Consider the following 18,963-nt stretch of genomic DNA (forward strand, 5'->3'; position numbering starts at 1 on the left):
ATGATTACCGGTGCTGCCCAGATGGACGGCGCTATCTTGGTCGTGGCCGCCACCGACGGTCCCATGCCCCAAACCCGTGAGCACATCTTGTTGGCCCGTCAGGTCGGTGTGCCCTACATCATCGTTTTCATGAACAAGTGCGACCAAGTCGACGACCCCGAGTTGCTCGAGCTGGTTGAGATGGAGATCCGCGAGCTGTTGGACAAATACGAGTTCCCCGGCGACGACACCCCCATCATCAAGGGTTCCGCTTTGATGGCCATGAACGCCGGTAGCGAAGGTCGCTTCGACGATCCCGCCTTCGGCGCCATCCAAGAGTTGTTGGACACCTTGGACACCTACATCCCCGATCCCGAGCGTGCCACCGACAAGCCCTTCTTGATGCCTGTCGAGGACGTGTTCACCATCACCGGTCGTGGCACCGTTGCTACGGGCCGTGTCGAGCGTGGTACCGTTAAGGTCGGCGACAAAGTGCAAATCGTCGGTTTGATGGACGAACCCAGAGAGACCACCGTTACGGGCGTGGAAATGTTCCGTAAGTTGTTGGACCTCGCCGAGGCCGGCGACAACATCGGTGCTTTGCTCCGTGGCGTCGATCGTAAAGACATCGAGCGTGGCCAAGTGTTGGCGAAACCCGGCAGCATCCATCCCCACACTCACTTCACTTCTCAAGTGTACGTCCTGACCAAAGAAGAAGGCGGCCGTCATACTCCTTTCTTCAACGGTTATCGTCCCCAATTCTATTTCCGTACCACCGACGTTACCGGTACTATCGAACTGCCCAAGGGCGTCGAAATGGTCATGCCCGGTGACAACATCGATATGGAAATCAAATTGATCACCCCCATCGCCATCGAGCAAGGTTTGCGCTTCGCTATCCGTGAAGGCGGCCGTACCGTCGGTTCGGGCGTGGTTGCCAACATCATCGAGGACTAATCGGTCTTACGTCAACAAACTTGGGGTGCGCTTTTGGGTGCACCCCATTTTTTACGGCAACGAGTCGCCCGCCGTCGTGCATGACGATCGGTTGACGGCGCTTCGGCGTTTGGGCAAATACGAAACCCCACTACGAGAATACTAACCGTATGAGCAGACGTTCTATCACCAAAAATATCTATCGAAACACGCTCTTCGAGGGCGTGATACGCGGCAACCGCAAAGGGTTCGCCTTTTTGGCGCGCTCGGATGGGGGCGAGGATATGTTCATCTCGCACGAAAATCTGCACGGCGCACAGCACGGCGACACGGTACAATGCCGCCGACTCTATTCGGACGACGTGGAAGTCGTCAAGATATTGAAGCGCGGCGTCACCCAACTCATCGGCACCCTCAAGGTGTACCGCAACGGCTGTTTCGTCGTACCCGACGAGGAAGCCTACTATACCGATATTCACGTGGATGACCTCGTAGAGGGCGCCAAAAACGGCTACAAGGTCGTGGTGGACGTGGTGGACTACCCCAAGGGCTGCAACCCCGAGGGCGTCATCCGCCGCGTATTGGGCAAAGCGGGCGAGAAGCAAAGCGAGGTGCTGAGCTGTCTGTACCGCTACGGCTTCGCGGACGTCTTCCCCGAGGACGCGCTCAACGAGGCGGCTTCGCTGACGATGGGCGAAGCGGAAGAGGATAGGGCCGACCTGCGCGATCTGCTCACCATCACCATAGACGGGGACGACGCCAGGGATTTCGACGACGCCATATCCATCTCCAGGACCAAGGGCGATGGCTACGAGTTGTGGGTGCATATCGCGGACGTGTCGCATTACGTTCGTGAGGGCAACCCCATCGACCGCGAAGCGTACCAACGCGCCACCAGCGTGTACTTCCCGCGACAGGCGTTCCCCATGCTGCCCGAGGCCTTGTCCAACGACCTTTGCTCGTTGATGCCCGACCGCGACCGATTCTGCCTCAGTTGCCGTATGCGTTTCACCGCGCACGGCGAACGCAAGGACGTCTATCTCACCAAGAGCGTCATTCATTCGGCCTACCGTATGACATACCGCAAAGTGCAGGGCATTCTGGACGGGGACGAAACCCTTTGCCGCCAATACGAGCCCATCGTCAAAATGCTGACGACCGCCACCGACCTTGCGCGGCTGTTGCGCAAAAAACGCATAGACCGAGGCGCCATCGACTTCTCCGCGCACGAGACGACCGTTCTCTTCGACGGGGAGCGCATCGAAGGCGTCGTACCCGCCGAGATCACCGAATCCAACGCCGTCATAGAGGACTTTATGATCGCCGCCAACGAGGCGGTGGCCTCCACCTTGGAACGCGCGGGTTACCCCTGCGCCTACCGCGTGCACGACGTGCCCGAAGAGGACAAGTTGCACCAACTGACGGCCTTTGCCGAATGTTTCGGGCTGGCGCCCGAAGGGCGTTACCTCAACGAAAAGGAGATATGCGACTTTGTGCGCGCCGTAGCCGAAACGCCCTATGGCGACGTCATCAGCACGGTGGCCATTCGCTGTATGCAAAAGGCCAAGTACAGCCCCTTCAATATCGGGCATTACGGATTGGGCAGCGAGTGCTATTGCCATTTCACCTCGCCCATTCGCCGCTATCCCGACCTCATGGTGCACCGCATGGTCAAGTTGTACCTCGAGCGAAAGGGCGCGCCCCTTGCGGACGAGGAAAAGGACGCCCTCACCGAGGCGATGGAGTCTGCCTGTATGCATTGCAGTATGCAGGAACGCGCCGCCGAAAAGGCCGAGCGCGATATCGTGCACTACTACGAGGCCGTGTATATGCAGGAGCACCTGGACGGGCATTTCTCGGCCGTGGTGTCGGGCATGACCACCCGCATGATGTTCGCCACCCTGCCTTCGGGCATCGAGGGGGGCATACCCGTCGAGGATATGCACGACAGTTTCTACTACGACCCCCTGCGCTACCGTCTGGTGGGACAGCATAGCGTCTACCGCATCGGCGACACGGTGGAAGTGGTGGTCACAGGGGCCGATCCCACCTCTCGCCGCATTCGCTTCGCGCTCGTGCACAAGGGCGCGACCATCGCCGACGTAGCCCGTATGGAGCAACACAAACCCCCCAATGGCGTGCACGGCACCGTGCGCACCCGCGACCACAAACCGCCCAAACGCAAGCAAAAAGGGCGCCGCAGATAGCCGCCCCGCCGCACGCGCGGAAATTTGCTATTGCCTTTTGGCGTAAAATAGAGTATAATACTAACTATATGAAGAAATCCAACGAGGGTAGCCTCATCGCTACCAACAAAAAAGCCTATCACGACTACTTTATCGAGGAGACCTACGAGGCGGGCATCGTGCTGGAAGGCAGCGAAGTCAAGAGCCTAAGACAGCACAACGTCAGCTTCGTGGACAGCTACGTGCGCATAGACGGCTACAACGTATTCGTCGTCAACCTGCATATCTCTCCCTACGAGAAAGGCAGTTTTTACAATCCGCCCGCCAAACGCGAGCGGCGTCTCCTTTTGACCAAACGCGAGATCAACAAGTTGCGCGCGATGGTCGAACGCAAAGGCTACACCCTCGTGCCCACCAAACTCTATTTCAAGCAATCCTTGGTGAAGGTGGAAGTGGGCGTGGCCAAAGGCAAACACACCTACGACAAGCGCGAGGATATGCGCAAAAAGGCCATCGAGGAGAATAATCGCCGTTATGAGGATTAGTTTCTCGGCATAATTCGGTTGAAAGCGGCATACAACGAGATAAATCCCCCACCCGAAAGGAAAGGAGAAAGTATGAAAAAAGTATTGTGCATAGCGTTGATAGCGGCGCTCGCCTTGGGCCTGTTCGCCTGCAATCTCATCAACAAGGCCACCATAGAGACCTACGACTTCGAGACCCGCAACTACACCCAAGCGACGGGCGACGTGTCACCCACCTCGGCCATTGACGAAATCAATATCGATTGGGTAGCCGGCTCGGTACGCGTGATGGTGGGCACGCAGGACAACATCACCGTGCACGAATCGGGCGTAGGCGCGTCGGCGTCCATACCCCTGTGCTACCGCGTCAACAACGCCACCCTCTCCATCGCTTTCGCCAAAGACGGCACCAAGATCCGCAACGTGTCCAAAACTTTGGTGGTCACCATACCCGCCGAACACTTGCTCACCCGTCTCAGCGTCAACGCGGTCGCGGCCAACGTGGCGGTAGACCCCGCCGTCGTGGGCGAACTCAACGTGGACAACGTATCGGGCCGCGTGGAATGCACCCTGAACGCCATCGCCAAGACCCGTCTCAACACCGTGTCGGGCAACGTCAATCTGCGCGCGGCTTCGACCAAAGAGGTGGAAGTCGAAACGGTCTCGGGCACCATCAATCTCAATCTCCCCGTCGTGGACGAGGTAGAGGCCAAGTCCGTGTCGGGCAACGTCACCTTGGCGTTGGCCAAGGACGCGTCCTTCGCCATGAACGTTTCCACCGTGTCAGGGCGCGTGTCCACGGGCGACTTCGCCTGCACCAAGTCGGGTAGCCGCTACCTCTCGGGCACGGGCAAGATCCGCATCGAGGTCGAAACCACCTCGGGCAACGTAACGCTCAAAACCGCATCCTGACGGCGGCGCGACCAACGGAGAATAGCCGTACACGCGGCATTGCATCATCAAAAACGCCTTTCGCATCATACGAAAGGCGTTTTTCGTTCTTATTGTCGGCGTGCGCAGATTCTACGCCCGCCGCGGCGCTATCGCGGCCGACGTAGATTATTCGGACATGCTGACGCGCAAAGCGGGTACGACGCCGAGATTTGTGAGGCAATTGTAGTCGAGATTGCCGGCGCCGCCATAGTATTGGATAAACCGCGTGTAGTTGCCGAAGTAATAGTGGGGCGAACGGATCCACCAGGAGGCGTAGCAACTGTACTCGTTTTCTCCGTAGTAGGTTCCCATTTTTCATAGACGCCCCGGCTCTCGGCATAGTCCGTACACAGTTTGACGCGCGCCCCGCCTTCTCCCCAATAGTCGCCGTCAAAGCCGTAGGCGGTCTTGGTCGCTTCTTGTCCGGACGATTATGCCGATGGCAACCAAAAACGCCGAGCACACGGCTCGGCGTTCTCGATCGGACGCATATCAATAACCGATGCATTCCTGCTTAATGAAGGCGTTGCCGCGTTTCATCAAAAGGACGTTGTCCCCGCTGACGATATACGCGGTGACGTTGTACTCGCCGGCTTGGAAACCCTCGGCGGGCGCCAAGGGGATGGTGACATACACCACGCCTTCCGTACGCTCCACGGCGGCGGGTTGCTCCTCGCCCTCCGCAGGCTCGGCGGGCGTCTCGGCCTCGGCCTTCTCGTACTCGTACACCAAGGTCTCGGAAGCGGCGGGCAACAGCGCCACCAACTGTTGTTGCGTGGTGGCGGCGGTGATATTGCCACCCTCCAAAGCGGCGGTCAATGCCGCGTAGATTTGGTCGGCGGCGGTGCGCAACGTCGTTCTTTGCTGCTCCATACGTTCAGCCTGCGCGGCTCTTTCTTCGGCGGCGGCTTTACGCGCGGCGGCGTTCTTCTTCAACAATTCCAACGCGGGGGCGAGCATCTTGTTGATGGCGCCTTTCTTAAACTTGCCGTCCTTGGTCTTGTACAACTTTTGGTTGCGCTCGTAGTTCTCCTCGTTGCTCAAGGTCGCCTTGTAGGTCTCGTTGCGATAGATAACGTTGACGTAGTAGTTTTGGTTGACGTAGTCCTTGTTGCTGCTGCTGTAGGACGCTACGAAGTGATAGTTGTACACGGGGAACTCGGGCGAGCCCTCTACCGTCTCGTCCTTGTAGTTGTAGGTGATATACTCCATCGTTTCGATATCCACGCTGTCTACGTTGAGCCACAAGTCGTCTATCCACTCGCCGGTGGTCGAAGACTTGGTGCCGTTGATCAACTCCACGAACGTGTCCATGGCCTTTTGCGCGGCGGCATCTTTGACTTTGGCGGCGGCGCAACCCGCGAGGAGCGCGCCCAGCACGGCCACGATGAGTACGACTGCGATTAACTTTGATTTCATACGAAACCTCCAAAAGGTAAATTGCTATCTCAATTATATCCCGCGCGCAAGGCTTTGTCAACCGTCCTTCAAAAATCGTGCGTTTTCGCCCATCTTGACGCGCAAGGTGCGCCCGACGGCGGGTTTATTCGGGTTTTACCACGGCCAACTGCGCGTATCCTTGCGCCGCCAGATACCGTAGCACCGAGGCGGTCAGCTCTTCTCCCGCGATGACCGAGGGCACGGCGGGCGGACACTTGACGGGCAAATACGCGAGCACTCTGCCCTCGCAACGGTCGATGGGCAAAACTTCGCGCGGAGCGAAATAGGCCTCACGCACGCTCATCGCCCGAGGCGGCAAGGACGGCAAAGTGAGCATTGGCGGATGCAAATCGCCCGTTTGCATATGCAATAGCGTTTGCACCGCCCGCTCCAAGTGCTCGGGGGGCGTGTCGGCGGACGCCATCAATATGAGGTAATCACGGTCGGCGTACTCCTCGACGACTTTCTCCTCGTTAAGAAGCCGCGCCGTAGCGACGCCGCTCGTTCCCATCGACGGACAGTACAACGTCAATTTGAGCGGCTCGTCCCCCACACATTGCCAGCCCTTTTCGGTCAGGCGCTTCTTAGCGTCCGCTATCATCTCGGCCATTTCGGCGATACACCCGATGTAGCCCGGCGCCGTAAGGCAAGCGTTGGTGCGGTCGAGCGACGCCAGCACGAGGTAGGACGGGCTGGTGGACGCCACCGACAGCATGGCCTCTTTGGCGTTGTCGGGGAAATAGTCGGGGCAAGTCGCGCCGAAATGCAGATACGCCGCGCCCGTCAACGCGGGTAGCGTTTTGTGCGCCGAATCGCATACGATATCCGCGCCTTGGTCCAAGGGATGCGCGGGAGAAGGCAAAAAATGCAGGTAGGTACCGTGCGCATTATCCACCAAGAGCAATACGCCCAGACGATGACAGACCTCGGCGATGGCCGCGACGGGTTGTACGTTGCCGAGGTAATCGGGCGAAGTCAGATAGACGGCGATGGGCCGAATAGGCATACCACGTAGGTGGGTTTCGAGCGCCACAGCGTCCACGGGGCAGGCAAGGGCCGTCGCCTCGGGCGAACGAAACCACTCTACCGACAACCCCGTCTGCGCCAAAGCGGACACGAAGGATTGGTGCACGTTGCGAACGGCCAGCACCAAGGGCGCTACGCCCGTATCCGCGGCGTACCGCCGAAGAAGCCACGCCGCCGTAAAAATGCACAAGGACGAACCGCCCGCCGAATATACGGTGCGTTTGCTACCGAACAACTCGGTCGCCACGGCTTCGCTTTGGGCGATGATACCGTCGGGGACGGGACAATACAACGAGTCCGCGTCGCGTATCTCGGTGATATCGTACGGCTCGACGCCCAAACGGGGACGACCTTTGTGCCCCGGCATATGCAGACGGACAGGCGAGCCGTCTTGGTATTCACGCAAAAAGCGCAGAATGGGCGTAGGGCATGGCATACTACTCGTTCTTCCCCTCCAACTGTTCGGCGATCTGCAAATAGATGGCGCACTCCATGCGCTTGCGGAACAAGGTGCAGCCGTACTCGTAGACGCCCGTCACCTTGCCCGTCGCGTGGTAGGCGTTGGCGGCACAGCCGCCCGAACAATACAGTTGCGCCCAGCAATCCCGACATTCGGGGTGCGCGTACACGTTGCAGTCGGCGAAGGGCTGCTGCCGCTCGGGATGGGTGACGCCCTCCCATACGTTGCCCAAAAGGAACTGCTCCTCGCCCACGAATTGATGGCAAGGATACAAGTCGCCCGTAGGCGTCACGGCCATATACTCGGTGCCCGAACCGCAACCAGAAATGCGCTTGTACACGCAAGGGCCGTCCGTAAGGTCTATCATATAATGATAGAAAGTGAAGGGTCTGCCCTCTTTGTAGCGGGCGAGCATCAGCGCCGCCAAGTCCTCGTATTGCCGCAAAACGACGGGCAGATCCTCTTGGGTGAGGGCCGAGGGGGAGGTGGGATCGCATACGACCGGCTCCATCGACAACTCGGTGAAGCCCAAGTCGAGCATACATTTGACGTCTTCCAAAAAGTCGGGGTTGGCGTGCGTAAAGGTGCCGCGCATATAGTAATTCTTGCCCCCGCGCGCCGCAACCAAACGTTGAAATTTGGGCACCACTTTGTCCCAACTGCCCCGCCCCGCGTGGTCTACGCGATAGCGGTCGTGAATCTCCTTGCGCCCGTCGAGGCTCAGGACGACGTTGCTCATCTCGCGGTTGACGAAGTCTATCAAATCGTCGTCGATGAGTAGGCCGTTGGTGGTCAAAGTAAAGCGGAAACGCTTCTTCGTTTCCTTCTCGCGCGAGCGGGCGTATGACACCAATTCCCGTACCACGTCCATGGCCAAAGTGGGTTCACCGCCGAAAAAGTCCACCTCGAGATTGGTGCGCGCGCCCGAGTTGGCGATGAGGAAATCGAGGGCCTGTTTACCCACCTCTACGCTCATCAATGCGCTTTGGCCGTGGTACTTCCCCTGCCCTGCGAAACAGTAGGCGCAGGCCAAATTGCAACTGTGCGCAATGTGCAGACAAAGCGCCTTGACCACGCCCTTATTTTTGTCTTTCAGTTTGTCCGCCAACGGACGGAAGGTATCGGGCGCAAAAAGTTGCCCCGCCAAGCGAAGGGATCGTATCTGCTCGAAGCACTCGGCAATCTCGGCCTCGTCCTTCGCGGGGAACTCGGCGCGTATGGTCTGCAACAATGTTTCTTGGGAAGGCTCGTCCCGCAAAAGCTCTATCATTCGATAGGCCACGTCGTCCACGACGTGTACCGAACCCGAAAACGTGTCCAGCACTATGTTGTAGCCCCCCATTCGGTAGGTGTGAATCATATCTTTACATAAAAAGTGCCGCTTGGTGAGCGGCACTGACTTTCGGCTTTGACTTATTTGTCTTTCTTTTCGTTCTCACATTTTTGGTTTGCGATACCGCAACTGGTCTTGCAAGCCGATTGGCAACTCGTTTGGCACTCGCCGCAGCCGCCGTTCTTGGCGCTCTCGCAGAGATTACGGGTATTCACGGTAATGATGTGTTTCATACGTCCCTCCTATTAAACTTGGTGATGATATTATATTACACCTTTTGGGCGCGCTTGTCAACCGTCTTGTCTATTTTGCGCGCGCGCCCGCCGATTTTACCGTTTCGGGCGGTATTTAAGCAGCATTTCTTTGTCCTCGGGGCTAACGCGGCAACTGTCGCGGCACTTGGACACGGCCTTGCGCGCCACGAACTCGTTGTATTTGCCCTCTTCCAAAAAGACAAGCGTCTTGTCCCTTTGCTTGGTGAAACATTCGGAGACCAGCCAAGCGACCGCCATATTGACGTAATACTCCTTTTCCGTTTGCAACGCGGGCAACGCCGCCAAAATGGCGTCGACGGTATCCTCATCGACGATTTTGAGCATGACGATAAGCCCCAGCCGCCGCACGAACGGGTATGCGGACGCAAGACACGGCTTAGCAAACGCGAGATAGTCCGCGGCGGGCGCTTTGGTGAACGTCAGGCAGTCCGTCCCCGCCCAAGTGTCCGTTTGGGCGGCGTAGCGCAACAAAAGCGGCTTCTGCTCCTCAAAAGGCAAATAGCATATCAGTTGACCGAGTACGGCACTTGCGGTGTAGTTGTCCCACCGCCAATGCGCGATGAAGGCGCGCAAATTGCCCTTGGCGATTTGCCGCACGATGCGTTTGACCTCGGTAGCGGGCACGGCCAAACACGGCATACGCGTATTGAGAATGCGCCCTTCCCACCGCGCCTTTTCTTCGCCCTTGCCCAACGAACGCAGGTAGGTCATAAAGGCGTCCATATCTTCGGTCGTCCAATCCTCGCGCACAAGTTGCATCGTCATTCCCCTTCTTCGGCCGTCGCGGGGCCTTTCGCGTCCGTCGATTCGTCCGCAAGGGCGGTTCCCTCTGCGGTATCCGCGGCGACTTCTTCCTCTGCGGCTTCCCGTTCGGCGGCCGCTTGCGCCTCGCGTTCGACGACCACGGCCTTGATCTCTTCCATCTTGGCCTCGTTGAGGAAACACTTCTTACGATACAATATCATGGCCACCACCAAAAACGCGATGGGGATAAGGCACATACACAACAGCATGATATTTTTGTTGGCGGTGGGTACGCTCTTGGTGAGCGTCTCTATCTGCGCCAATTTGTCCGCTTGCTGCTCGGCGGTCAACGACCCCATCGCGTCGAACTTGTTTTCCACGTCCGAGATGGCGTTGGTGGTGGCCAGCACGCCCGCGACGATGTACACGACGGACACCAGCCCCACCGAAATGGCCGAGCCTAGTTTGTTGACCAAGGGGCGCAAAGAGAAGATGAGCCCTTCCTCGCGCTTGCCCGTCTTGTACTCGTTGTACTCCACCGTATTGGCGATATTGATGGTCATGACCATATAGAAGCCGCCGCCCCACCCCGTGAGACCGAAGGCCACCATCATCAGGATAAACTTGAGATTGAGGTGCAGGTGCAACCCCAAGAGGTTGAGGTCGAAACCTTTGGTTTCGGGTATGACCAAGCCGAAGAGGAGTATCAACGCGTAGGCGGCGATGATGGCGAACACCGTGGAATAGAGCGTCTTGTTGCGCCCCAACTTCTTGCCCAACGCGGGGTAGGCCACGGTAAACACCACGCTCAAAACGCCCATTACGGCGTAAAACAGCATACCGTACAACCCTTCGTAACCGAATTCAAAGTAGAGGTACATCGTGCAAAGCCCCGCGCTGACCACGCCGGTGCCCACGTTGTACAAAAGGAGAATGATCGCGCTCCACAACAGTTGGTCGTTGTGAGTGATGGTGCGGAAAATATCCTTGACCTTGAGCCGCGGCGTTTTGATGAAATTGTCGGGCAAAGGCTTTTCTTTGACGCCGAGAATGGTAAACAACTGGAAGCCTATCATCAACCCCGCCGAAATCAAGGACAGCACGGCGTAGGCGCGCTTGGCGCTGCCGAACACCGCCGCGCCGATTTGGCCCGTCGTCAGCAAGGGGATCAAGACGCCCGACGCACCGCCGCCGATGGTCACGGCGATTTGGGCGACCGAGGTCAATTTGTTGCGCGAATCGTTGTCCGAGGACAAGGTGGGCAGCATACCCCAATAGGAAATGTCGTTCATCGTAAAGGTGATGCTGAACATAAGGTAGATAAACGCCAAAAAGCCGATGAACGCCCAATGATCGAGGTTGATCGTGTACAATAGCACCACCACCGCAGAGGTAAGCACCGCGCCGATGAGCTGCCACGGCTTGTACTTGCCCCACTTGGTGCGCGTGTTCTCCACCACGCCCCCCATCACGGGATCGTTCAACGCGTCGAAGATGCGCGCGCCCACCACGATGAAGGTAATGGCCCCGAGTTCCGCCGACGTCAGATTCTTGGTCAGCAGAATAAAGGTCATCATATAGGTATTGAAGAGGTTGTAAATAAAATCCCTTCCTATCGTTCCCAACGGGAACATAATGAGGTTTCTCGTGGATATCTTGTCCGATTTGACGTCGGCAACGGTGCCTTTTTCCTTCATACGCGCATCTCACAAAGTTGGTATAGTACCATTATACACTAATACCCACCCGTTGACAAGATGCAATTTCGAGGTCTTTACACGAAAAAGGTGCGACCGAAGTCGCACCGTCTCAAAGGTATATCCGCATATACCTCGGCGCGGGCGGGGGCGTTTTTCGCGCGGCAGGCAAAGCCTCAACCGCGATTATACGTACCTATTTCCCCCTATACGTCCCCGCCAAAACGCGCCATTCGCGTCTTCGTCCCACGACAAGACGCGGTCGGTTTTCGTATCTTCACGGCCGCTTGCCACAGCGACCTTTCGTCTTCGCCTGCGGTTACCCGCCTTTCGCGTCTCGCGGCCATCGAGTAGGCCGCGGCGCGGCGTTCGCCCTTGCGGAGGCACGAGAGGACACGACAACACACGACGAATCCGACCAGGCTGACGAGCCAAAGGAAAGGAAAGGATAAAAGGAGATAAGAAACGAAACTGACGACCGTAACGATCGCCGCAACAACAAGAACAAGGAGTATGTATGCGACCTGTTCGCCGTCGGATTGTCGTGTGTCGGAATGGTTTTTCATCTTCGGTTGCCTCCTGCGCACTTATCATACGACGAATTTTTGCCTTTTGCAAGGCCGAGTTGTTCGTATAATCGTACACCTTGGAGATTTTGCGATATTTTTTCCGCGCAAATAGCGCATTTTGGGGCAAAAGGTGCATTGACAACGGGGGCTCTCGGTGGTAAGATGGTAGTGGAATATTACCGTACACGGTAAAAAGGAGAAGATTATGGCAAAAGTTATTTTGGATTGGAAAACTGCATACGACTTCGTCACGGATGCCTTCGTGGGCGTGGGCGTACCCCGCGAGGACGCCGAGATCTGCACCGACGTTTTGCTCGAATCGGACAAGCGCGGCATCGAATCGCACGGCTGCAACCGCTTCAAACCCATCTATATCGACCGCATTCTGGCGGGCATTCAAAACCCCGTCACCAATTTTGAAATCGTCAAAGAGACCGAGACCACGGCCGTGGTGGACGGTCACGACGGCATGGGACAGGTCATCGGCTACAAGGCGATGAGCCTCGCCATCGCCAAGGCCAAACGCTACGGCATGGGCATGGTCGTGGTGCGCAACAGTTGCCACTACGGCATCGCGGGCTACTACCCCACCATGGCCACCAAGGCGGGCTGCATCGGCATCACGGGCACCAACGCGCGTCCCTCGGTCGCGCCCACCTTCGGCGTGGAGGGTATGTTCGGCACCAACCCCCTCACCATCGGCATTCCCACCGACGAGGACTTCGACTTTCTCATCGACTGCGCCACTTCCATCACCCAAAACGGCAAGGTGGAGTATTACGAGCGCATCGGCGAGCCCGTACACCCCGGCACCATCATCGACCTGGAAGGCAAACCCGTCGAGGGCGACGCGGGCGTGGCGCTCAAGATGATCCGTCAAGGCAAAGCGGCCCTCACCACCCTGGGCGGCATCGGCGAAGCCTTGGGCGGCTACAAAGGCTACGGCTACGCGATGGTCGTGGAGATCCTGTCCGCCGCCTTGCAGGACGGCGAATACGGCAAGGCGTTGAACGGCGTCGGTCCCAACGGCGAAAAAGTGCCCTACCATCTCGGCCACTTCTTCATCGCCATCGACACCGACCACTTCCTCGGCCAAGACCTCTGCCGCAAGAAAGCGGGCGACATCATCCGCGCCGTGCGCGCCAGCCGCAAAGCCCCCGGTGCCGAGCGCATCTACACCGCCGGCGAAAAGGAGTGGAACGTGTGGCAAGCCCGCAAGGATTCGGGCGTGCCCATCAACGAGTCCGTCCAAAAGGAAATGTGCGGCGTGCGCGATATGCTCGGCCTCACCCAATACGTCTTCCCCTGGGAAAAATAATCGAAAGGCAAGCGAAAGGTCGCCGACTCTTGCAGTCGGCGACCTTTTTCGTTTCTTTTTTGCGTTTGGTATCGAATACCCCTCTACGATAGGGGCTTTTTGCGTCAATACCCCAAACTATCCCCCACCAAAATAACGTGTATGCGGTCATTATGACGGCTATACCGCGTGATAAGGAATTGACAGCAGATGGTGTCCGCCGATTTGCAATCGGCGCAGGTGCCCGTCCGCGAGCAAGGCGTATTGAGACCAAAGCGTTGGGCGTTAGTGGGCGCGGCCACGCTCCTTGCGCGCTTCATCGCGCTGTCGAGATCGGGCGCGACCTTGTTCATACCAACCACGAGCACCACTTTCTTGGGGCCGTAGGCCATGGCCGACACGCGATTGGCGTTGCCGTCTATATTCACCAATATACCGTCCTCGGTGATGGCGTTGGTGCTCGCCAAAAAGACGTCCGCGTCGTAGGCCAAAAGAATGGCCTCGCGCGGGTTTGCGCACTCGGCACGGTCGATGAAGCGGTAATCGCCCGCTTTCAACGCGTCCACCAACCCTATCTCGAACACGCTCATGCCGCCGCCCATCGTCACCGACGCGCCTTGGGGTATCAAAGACAGCGCCACTTTGAGCGCTTCCTCTTTGTCCGCAGCGTAGTAGCCCGTCATATTGCGCGACTGCAAGCCTTTGATGATTTTGGCCGCCGCCAATTCATTTCGTTTCGCTACGTTCTTGTCCATATTTCCCTCCTACTATTTCGCTATATTATATTACAGACGCACATTAATTGTCTTATCTTCACGCCTATGCCGTCATGACGGTCACGTCTACGCCGTCGCAAAAACAACGCGCATCCATTCGCATTGCTTTTTCTGCTACCATCAGGAATCGTAAAAATGCTTGCCGTCCGTCACCAACCGTTCGGTCTTGGGATACTCGAAAATAGCGTCGTTTTGGGCGTTGGCTTCGAGATAGGCGACGAATTCCCTTGCGTACCATTTGGCCATTTCGAGGTTGTGCATACGATAGTAGCCGCAGTTCACCGCCGTAGCGCCGGGCACTTCCGTCACGCTTTCCACGTGTCGGAACGCCCCCAGCAAAAGGTCATAGAGCGCCCGCGACGTACGATCGCCTTTGAGAATGAGGTAGAAGCCCGTCAGGCAACCCATAGGCCCCCAATAGACCACCTCGTCCTTCCATTCGGGATCGTTGCGCAGATAGGTCGCGACGATATGTTCCAAAGAATGCATCGCCGCCACGTCGATGACGGGCTCTATGTTGGGGCGTTTGAGCCTGACGTCGTAGGTCGTGACCGAATACTCTCCCAAACGATCCGCGCGGCTTACGAAAATGCCGGGAACGATGCGCGTATGATCCACCGAAAAACTCTGTATCAATTCCATCTAACTCTCTCCTCGTGCAACGCTATGCATTGCGCAATACAAGTTTACCACACCCGCCCCCGAACTGTCAACGTGCAGATCGTTTCGCAAAACGACGAGACGAACGCGCCTTGCCCTATCGTTCGCCCTCTTCTCCCAAAAGAAAAGACGCATTCGACAATGCGTCTTTTGCTTGGCTCGGCACGCAATACGCGGTCGACGCGTAAGGCGTCTGCGGCAGGTAGCTCGTTATCGTATCCCCTCCTTTTTCAGCCTGCCCACGATGGTCGCCGTCGCCAACAGGACGGACGCTACGCAAAGGATGACGCCGAATATCAGTTGCTCGTACCCCAAGCGGAACTCCTCTACGGCAAAGAAGGAAATGCCGAGCGAGAACATCACGGCGCCCGCTATCGAGAAGAGGACGACGCGCAACTTTCCTCCCTGTTTGCGCCCGAAGTACCCGATGAACCCGTCGATGAGCATCAACGCGCCCAAAATCGTGAAGATATAGGGCAACAACTGCACCAAAATCATAGACAAATCGTGTACGCAAAAGGCGATACCGATGGCGATGATTGCGCCGTCTATCACTCCCATAATGCTGAAAAGCGGACGGTGCCCGATGCCGATGAGGATGAGATTAACGACGCCGTATATACATAGTATCACGCCGCAGGTGATGCTGATGGCGCCGCTTATCCGCACGCAGAACAAAACGCCCATCGCCATCAAGAATACGGCGACCAACATCTTTTCGATGAGGGAAGTGGCGGCCTCTTTGGCCTTGACGGAGTCGACGACTTCGTTTTGCGAGGCTTTTTGTTGATTATCCTTGCCTCGAGCGGTCATCTCCCCGCGCAGCCCGTCGACGATGGGACGGAGATAGGCGCTAATGGCGGCATACCCTTTGGCGTTGGGGTGCAACCCGTCGTCGGTGTAACGGCTGTCGAACTCCTCGTCCCCTGTGGCAAGGACCGAATACACGTCGGCGTAGACGTAGCCCATAGAGAGGGTAAGTTCTTCGAGTTTAGCGTTGATGGCGCGTATATGCCCGTGCCCGTACTTATAGCGGTTGTGGAAGGACACGTCGGACACGGGATAGACCGATTGCACCACCACTTTGGTTTGGGGCAATCTCGCTTTGATTTGCGAGAGAATGGCGCGATAGGTGTCGATGACGAAGGTCTCCACGTCGTCGTACCCCTCGGCAAAGTTGTTGGCTCCGCCCAATAGCACCACGACGGACGGCTCGAGGTCGAAAATGCTGACGTCCAATCGGCCGAGAATGCCCTCGATGGTGTCGCCCGAAATACCGCGGTTGACCGCGTTCAACTCGGGGTAGTAGGTGTCGAGATTGCAGAAGTCCGTGATGCTATCCCCCACGAACACCACGCCGCCCTTCTTGGCGAATCGGTTTTCCGTGCGGAAGGCCAGACAAGACGTGTTATATAAGCGTCTCAGGTAGACCGAATCCATATTCATCAGTTTGTTTACGTTCTTCATTCGTTCGTTGTTCCTTTGTCTTTCTTTATCTATTCTATCACGAAACGCAAGACTCCGTATTGCATTATCGTTTCAAATATCACACAATCGTTTCTTTTAGGATCTCTTCGAACTTTTCTTCGAATCGCGCGATTGCCCGCCGGCTTTCTTCGCGGTCGGGATAGAGCATATCGAAGGCGTGCACGTCGGTATGGTAGACGTCCGCCTCCGCTCGTATCCCCACGGCCCGCAGGTGCGCCACGTAGTCGAGCGTTTCTTCGTAGAAGGGCTCGCCGTCCCCCACGAAGGTATAACAGGGAGGCAACCCGCGAAAATCCTTTTCAACGGCGGGCGCGGCGTAGGGAGAGACGGCGGCGGGGGCTTCTTTGCGCAAATACAATTTCCAACCGAGGTGATTGAGCCGCGTATTCCACACTTTGCCGTGATTGTCCCGAGACGTTGCGGTATCCGCGTTGCTGATCATGGGATAGAGGGGCAGTTGATACCGAACGGGCACTTCACCCTCGTCCCGCGCCTTGATACACACGGATATGGCCAATCCGCCGCCCGCGCTTTCGCCCCCGACGATGAGTTTGTCTTTGTCGGCCCCGTACTCCGCCGCGTGCTCGTACGTCCAAAGGAGCGCGCCGTAGCAGTCGTTCAGAGCGGCGGGATAGGGATTCCGCACGGCAAGATGATAGCCGGGCGACACCACCACCACGCCGAATCGCTTGACGAGATCCGCCGCGCGGGACATAAACACCATCTCTTTCAATCCGCCGAAATACCCACCCCCGTGTATCCATAGCACGATGGGGGCCTTCGCATTGCGCGCACGCGGTTCGACGACGAGCAAGGTGATCCCGTTCGTCTTGACCTTGTGGACGAGCATATCTTTGTCGGGGCGAAGTTTGATGTGCGGCATAGTTTCTCCTTTTTGCGCCACCCTATTCGACGGCGCTTTCGTCGGGCGCGGCGGCGCGTTTCCGCAGTCGGTCTATCCTTACCGAATAGCGCACGATGCCGAGAACGGCGAACGCAAGGATAAGCGTCGCCACGGCGAAACCGAAATAGGACGCTTCCTTGAACGCCACGTCACCCGAGAACAGCACGATCATAGCGGTCACCAAGGTATAGAGCGAATAGAAGGCGCACGACGCGGTGGCGGTGGCCGCCGTCCAATGGTAGTCACTCTTAGTCTTGCGCGCCTTGTCGGTCTTGAGCGCTTTGAGCACGCCCTCCGCGCGCTTTTTCTCCACCACGCGCAACACGATCAACCTGCCGTAGCCGTACAAGATATACGCGCCCAACACAGCGAGCGCCACCACCCACGTGACGACGAATACGCCCCGCACTTCCTTCTCCAGGACGAACAGCATAAACATAAACAACCCCACCGGCGCGTAATACGCCAGCAAGAAGAAGAACAAAAATTTCTTCGTGGGTTTTATCAACGATACCTCGGCCTTTGCTTTCATCGTATCTTCATTATATCACGTCTTTGCCCGCTTGGCAATTACTGCTATACGCTCCTCTCCCCAAACGAATTCGGCTTCACCGAGTTCCACACATAGAGGCAGAAAAAAGAGCGGCATATCGCTATGTCGCTCTTGGTGATCGCGCACCGATGGGGTGCGGTTTGATACGTTGTCGTCGCTTAGTCGCGGCGTTTGAGTATACCTTTCTGATCCAAGGTGACGAGCACCAGCATGACGATCAACAACGCCACGACGATGGAGGCCATGGTCACACCGACGATGAAGCCGGCGCCAAGCCCGCTGCTCTTATTGCTATTTGCGAGTTGGTCTTCCGCCGCCGTCAAAGCCGCATAGTTGGTGACTTTCGCTTTTTGCTCGGGAGTCAAAGCGTCGTATGCCGCTCTTGCCTCTGTAACCTTGGCTTTGTCGGGATTGGACGCGTTGATGGCACCGATGGAAACGATGACCTCTTGCGTCGCTACCATGTTGCCTGCCGCCTCTAATTTTGCTACTACTGTCGCCGAAACCATCTCTTTTTGAGCGGGCGTCATTGCATCGTATTTGGCTTGCGCCGCTTGGACTTTGGCTTTGTCGCTTGCGGTTATTTCATCCGTGGCCGGCAATGCATTAATGGTGCCTTCCGCTTCTTTCGCAACCTTGAGGTCGATATAACTGACCTCGGCAGACGTCAAAGTTTCATAATTAGTGACAAGGCCTTGTTGCGCTGTAGACAACGCGTCATAGGCTTTACGCGCCGCGTCGATCTTATTTTTGCTCTCCGTGATGTCCACAACGTCTCCGATAGAATCAATCAAAGTATTTACTTCATCCGCCGCTCTCAAATCGGCATATCTTACTTCCGCCGCAGTCAATACATCATAATTCGATACAAGTGCCTTTTGATCCGTCGTCAAACCGTCATACGATTCTCTTGCCAAATCTATTAAAGCTTTGCTGTTGACGGTAAGTCCCACCGTGCCGATTGCTTCAATACGCGCTTTGACCATACTCGCTTTCGCTTGATTTTCATCGGCTTTCGCTTGATCTAATGCACTGTTCAATACCGTTACCGCATCGGAAATCTCCGCTTCCGTCTTGTTATCATCGTTCTTTACGGAAGTTGCAACGTCAATAGCGTTTTGCAGTGTCGCCGCAATGTCGGGATGCTCCGACGATATAGAATTATAATATTCACTTGCGCTGC

General features: G+C 56.9%; 18 protein-coding genes. 5 read left to right on the forward strand and 13 right to left on the reverse strand.

Annotated elements, in window-relative coordinates:
• From tuf to II896_05685, 4 genes are all read left to right on the forward strand, one after another.
• On the forward strand, nt 1–936 hold a 936-nt coding region (gene tuf / locus II896_05670), incomplete at its 5' end, for an elongation factor Tu (GenBank protein MBQ4444119.1).
• A 149-nt stretch (nt 937–1,085) separates the two neighbouring features.
• Entirely contained in the window at nt 1,086–3,122 is a 2,037-nt protein-coding gene (rnr, locus tag II896_05675; protein MBQ4444120.1) for a ribonuclease R, read from the forward strand.
• A 68-nt stretch (nt 3,123–3,190) separates the two neighbouring features.
• Nucleotides 3,191–3,646: an SsrA-binding protein SmpB gene (gene smpB / locus II896_05680; GenBank protein MBQ4444121.1), complete on the forward strand. Its 456-nt coding sequence runs from the start codon at nt 3,191–3,193 to the stop codon at nt 3,644–3,646.
• Between the two features lie 72 nt (nt 3,647–3,718).
• Nucleotides 3,719–4,537: a DUF4097 family beta strand repeat protein gene (locus II896_05685; protein MBQ4444122.1), complete on the forward strand. Its 819-nt coding sequence runs from the start codon at nt 3,719–3,721 to the stop codon at nt 4,535–4,537.
• 147 nt (nt 4,538–4,684) lie between these two features.
• On the opposite strand, the gene II896_05690 is transcribed toward II896_05685, so the two are convergent.
• The 7 genes from II896_05690 to II896_05720 form a co-directional block, all read right to left on the reverse strand.
• Nucleotides 4,685–4,870 carry a hypothetical protein gene (locus tag II896_05690; GenBank protein MBQ4444123.1) on the reverse strand — a complete coding sequence of 62 codons (186 nt, stop codon included), beginning with the start codon at nt 4,868–4,870 and terminating at the stop codon, nt 4,685–4,687.
• 180 nt (nt 4,871–5,050) lie between these two features.
• Nucleotides 5,051–5,977, reverse strand: a complete 927-nt coding sequence (locus II896_05695) for a hypothetical protein (protein ID MBQ4444124.1) — start codon at nt 5,975–5,977, stop codon at nt 5,051–5,053.
• A gap of 124 nt (nt 5,978–6,101) precedes the next feature.
• On the reverse strand, nt 6,102–7,460 hold the full coding sequence (locus tag II896_05700) for an aminotransferase class V-fold PLP-dependent enzyme (GenBank protein ID MBQ4444125.1): 1,359 nt from the start codon (nt 7,458–7,460) through the stop codon (nt 6,102–6,104).
• A 1-nt stretch (nt 7,461) separates the two neighbouring features.
• A complete protein-coding gene (scfB, locus tag II896_05705) occupies nt 7,462–8,844 on the reverse strand; it encodes a thioether cross-link-forming SCIFF peptide maturase (GenBank protein MBQ4444126.1) in 1,383 nt (460 codons plus the stop codon).
• 53 nt (nt 8,845–8,897) lie between these two features.
• The gene (gene scfA / locus II896_05710) at nt 8,898–9,050 is read right to left on the reverse strand and encodes a six-cysteine ranthipeptide SCIFF (GenBank protein MBQ4444127.1); all 153 of its coding nucleotides are present in this window, start codon (nt 9,048–9,050) and stop codon (nt 8,898–8,900) included.
• Nucleotides 9,051–9,146: 96 nt separating this feature from the next.
• The gene (locus II896_05715; protein MBQ4444128.1) at nt 9,147–9,857 is read right to left on the reverse strand and encodes a DNA alkylation repair protein; all 711 of its coding nucleotides are present in this window, start codon (nt 9,855–9,857) and stop codon (nt 9,147–9,149) included.
• Nucleotides 9,854–11,533 carry an MFS transporter gene (locus II896_05720; GenBank protein ID MBQ4444129.1) on the reverse strand — a complete coding sequence of 560 codons (1,680 nt, stop codon included), beginning with the start codon at nt 11,531–11,533 and terminating at the stop codon, nt 9,854–9,856. The genes II896_05715 and II896_05720 overlap by 4 nt, the downstream gene beginning before the upstream one ends.
• Before the next feature lie 774 nt (nt 11,534–12,307).
• Between II896_05720 and II896_05725 the strand changes: the two genes are divergently transcribed.
• Nucleotides 12,308–13,420, forward strand: a complete 1,113-nt coding sequence (locus II896_05725) for an Ldh family oxidoreductase (GenBank protein MBQ4444130.1) — start codon at nt 12,308–12,310, stop codon at nt 13,418–13,420.
• Between the two features lie 104 nt (nt 13,421–13,524).
• Here II896_05725 and II896_05730 read toward each other — a convergent pair whose 3' ends face one another.
• The 6 genes from II896_05730 to II896_05755 all read right to left on the reverse strand — a co-directional run.
• Nucleotides 13,525–14,154 carry a lactate utilization protein gene (locus II896_05730; protein ID MBQ4444131.1) on the reverse strand — a complete coding sequence of 210 codons (630 nt, stop codon included), beginning with the start codon at nt 14,152–14,154 and terminating at the stop codon, nt 13,525–13,527.
• A gap of 141 nt (nt 14,155–14,295) precedes the next feature.
• The gene (locus II896_05735) at nt 14,296–14,817 is read right to left on the reverse strand and encodes an S-ribosylhomocysteine lyase (protein ID MBQ4444132.1); all 522 of its coding nucleotides are present in this window, start codon (nt 14,815–14,817) and stop codon (nt 14,296–14,298) included.
• Between the two features lie 228 nt (nt 14,818–15,045).
• Nucleotides 15,046–16,302, reverse strand: a complete 1,257-nt coding sequence (locus II896_05740) for a hypothetical protein (protein MBQ4444133.1) — start codon at nt 16,300–16,302, stop codon at nt 15,046–15,048.
• A 79-nt stretch (nt 16,303–16,381) separates the two neighbouring features.
• Nucleotides 16,382–17,206, reverse strand: coding sequence for an alpha/beta hydrolase (locus II896_05745; GenBank protein ID MBQ4444134.1), 825 nt, complete (start codon nt 17,204–17,206; stop codon nt 16,382–16,384).
• 22 nt (nt 17,207–17,228) lie between these two features.
• Nucleotides 17,229–17,759, reverse strand: coding sequence for a hypothetical protein (locus II896_05750; GenBank protein MBQ4444135.1), 531 nt, complete (start codon nt 17,757–17,759; stop codon nt 17,229–17,231).
• Between the two features lie 179 nt (nt 17,760–17,938).
• Nucleotides 17,939–18,963: hypothetical protein (locus II896_05755; protein ID MBQ4444136.1), on the reverse strand; the 1,025-nt coding region annotated here is incomplete at its 5' end.

Source organism: Clostridia bacterium (genome assembly GCA_017394805.1).
Taxonomy (GTDB): domain Bacteria; phylum Bacillota; class Clostridia; order Christensenellales; family CAG-1252; genus RUG14300.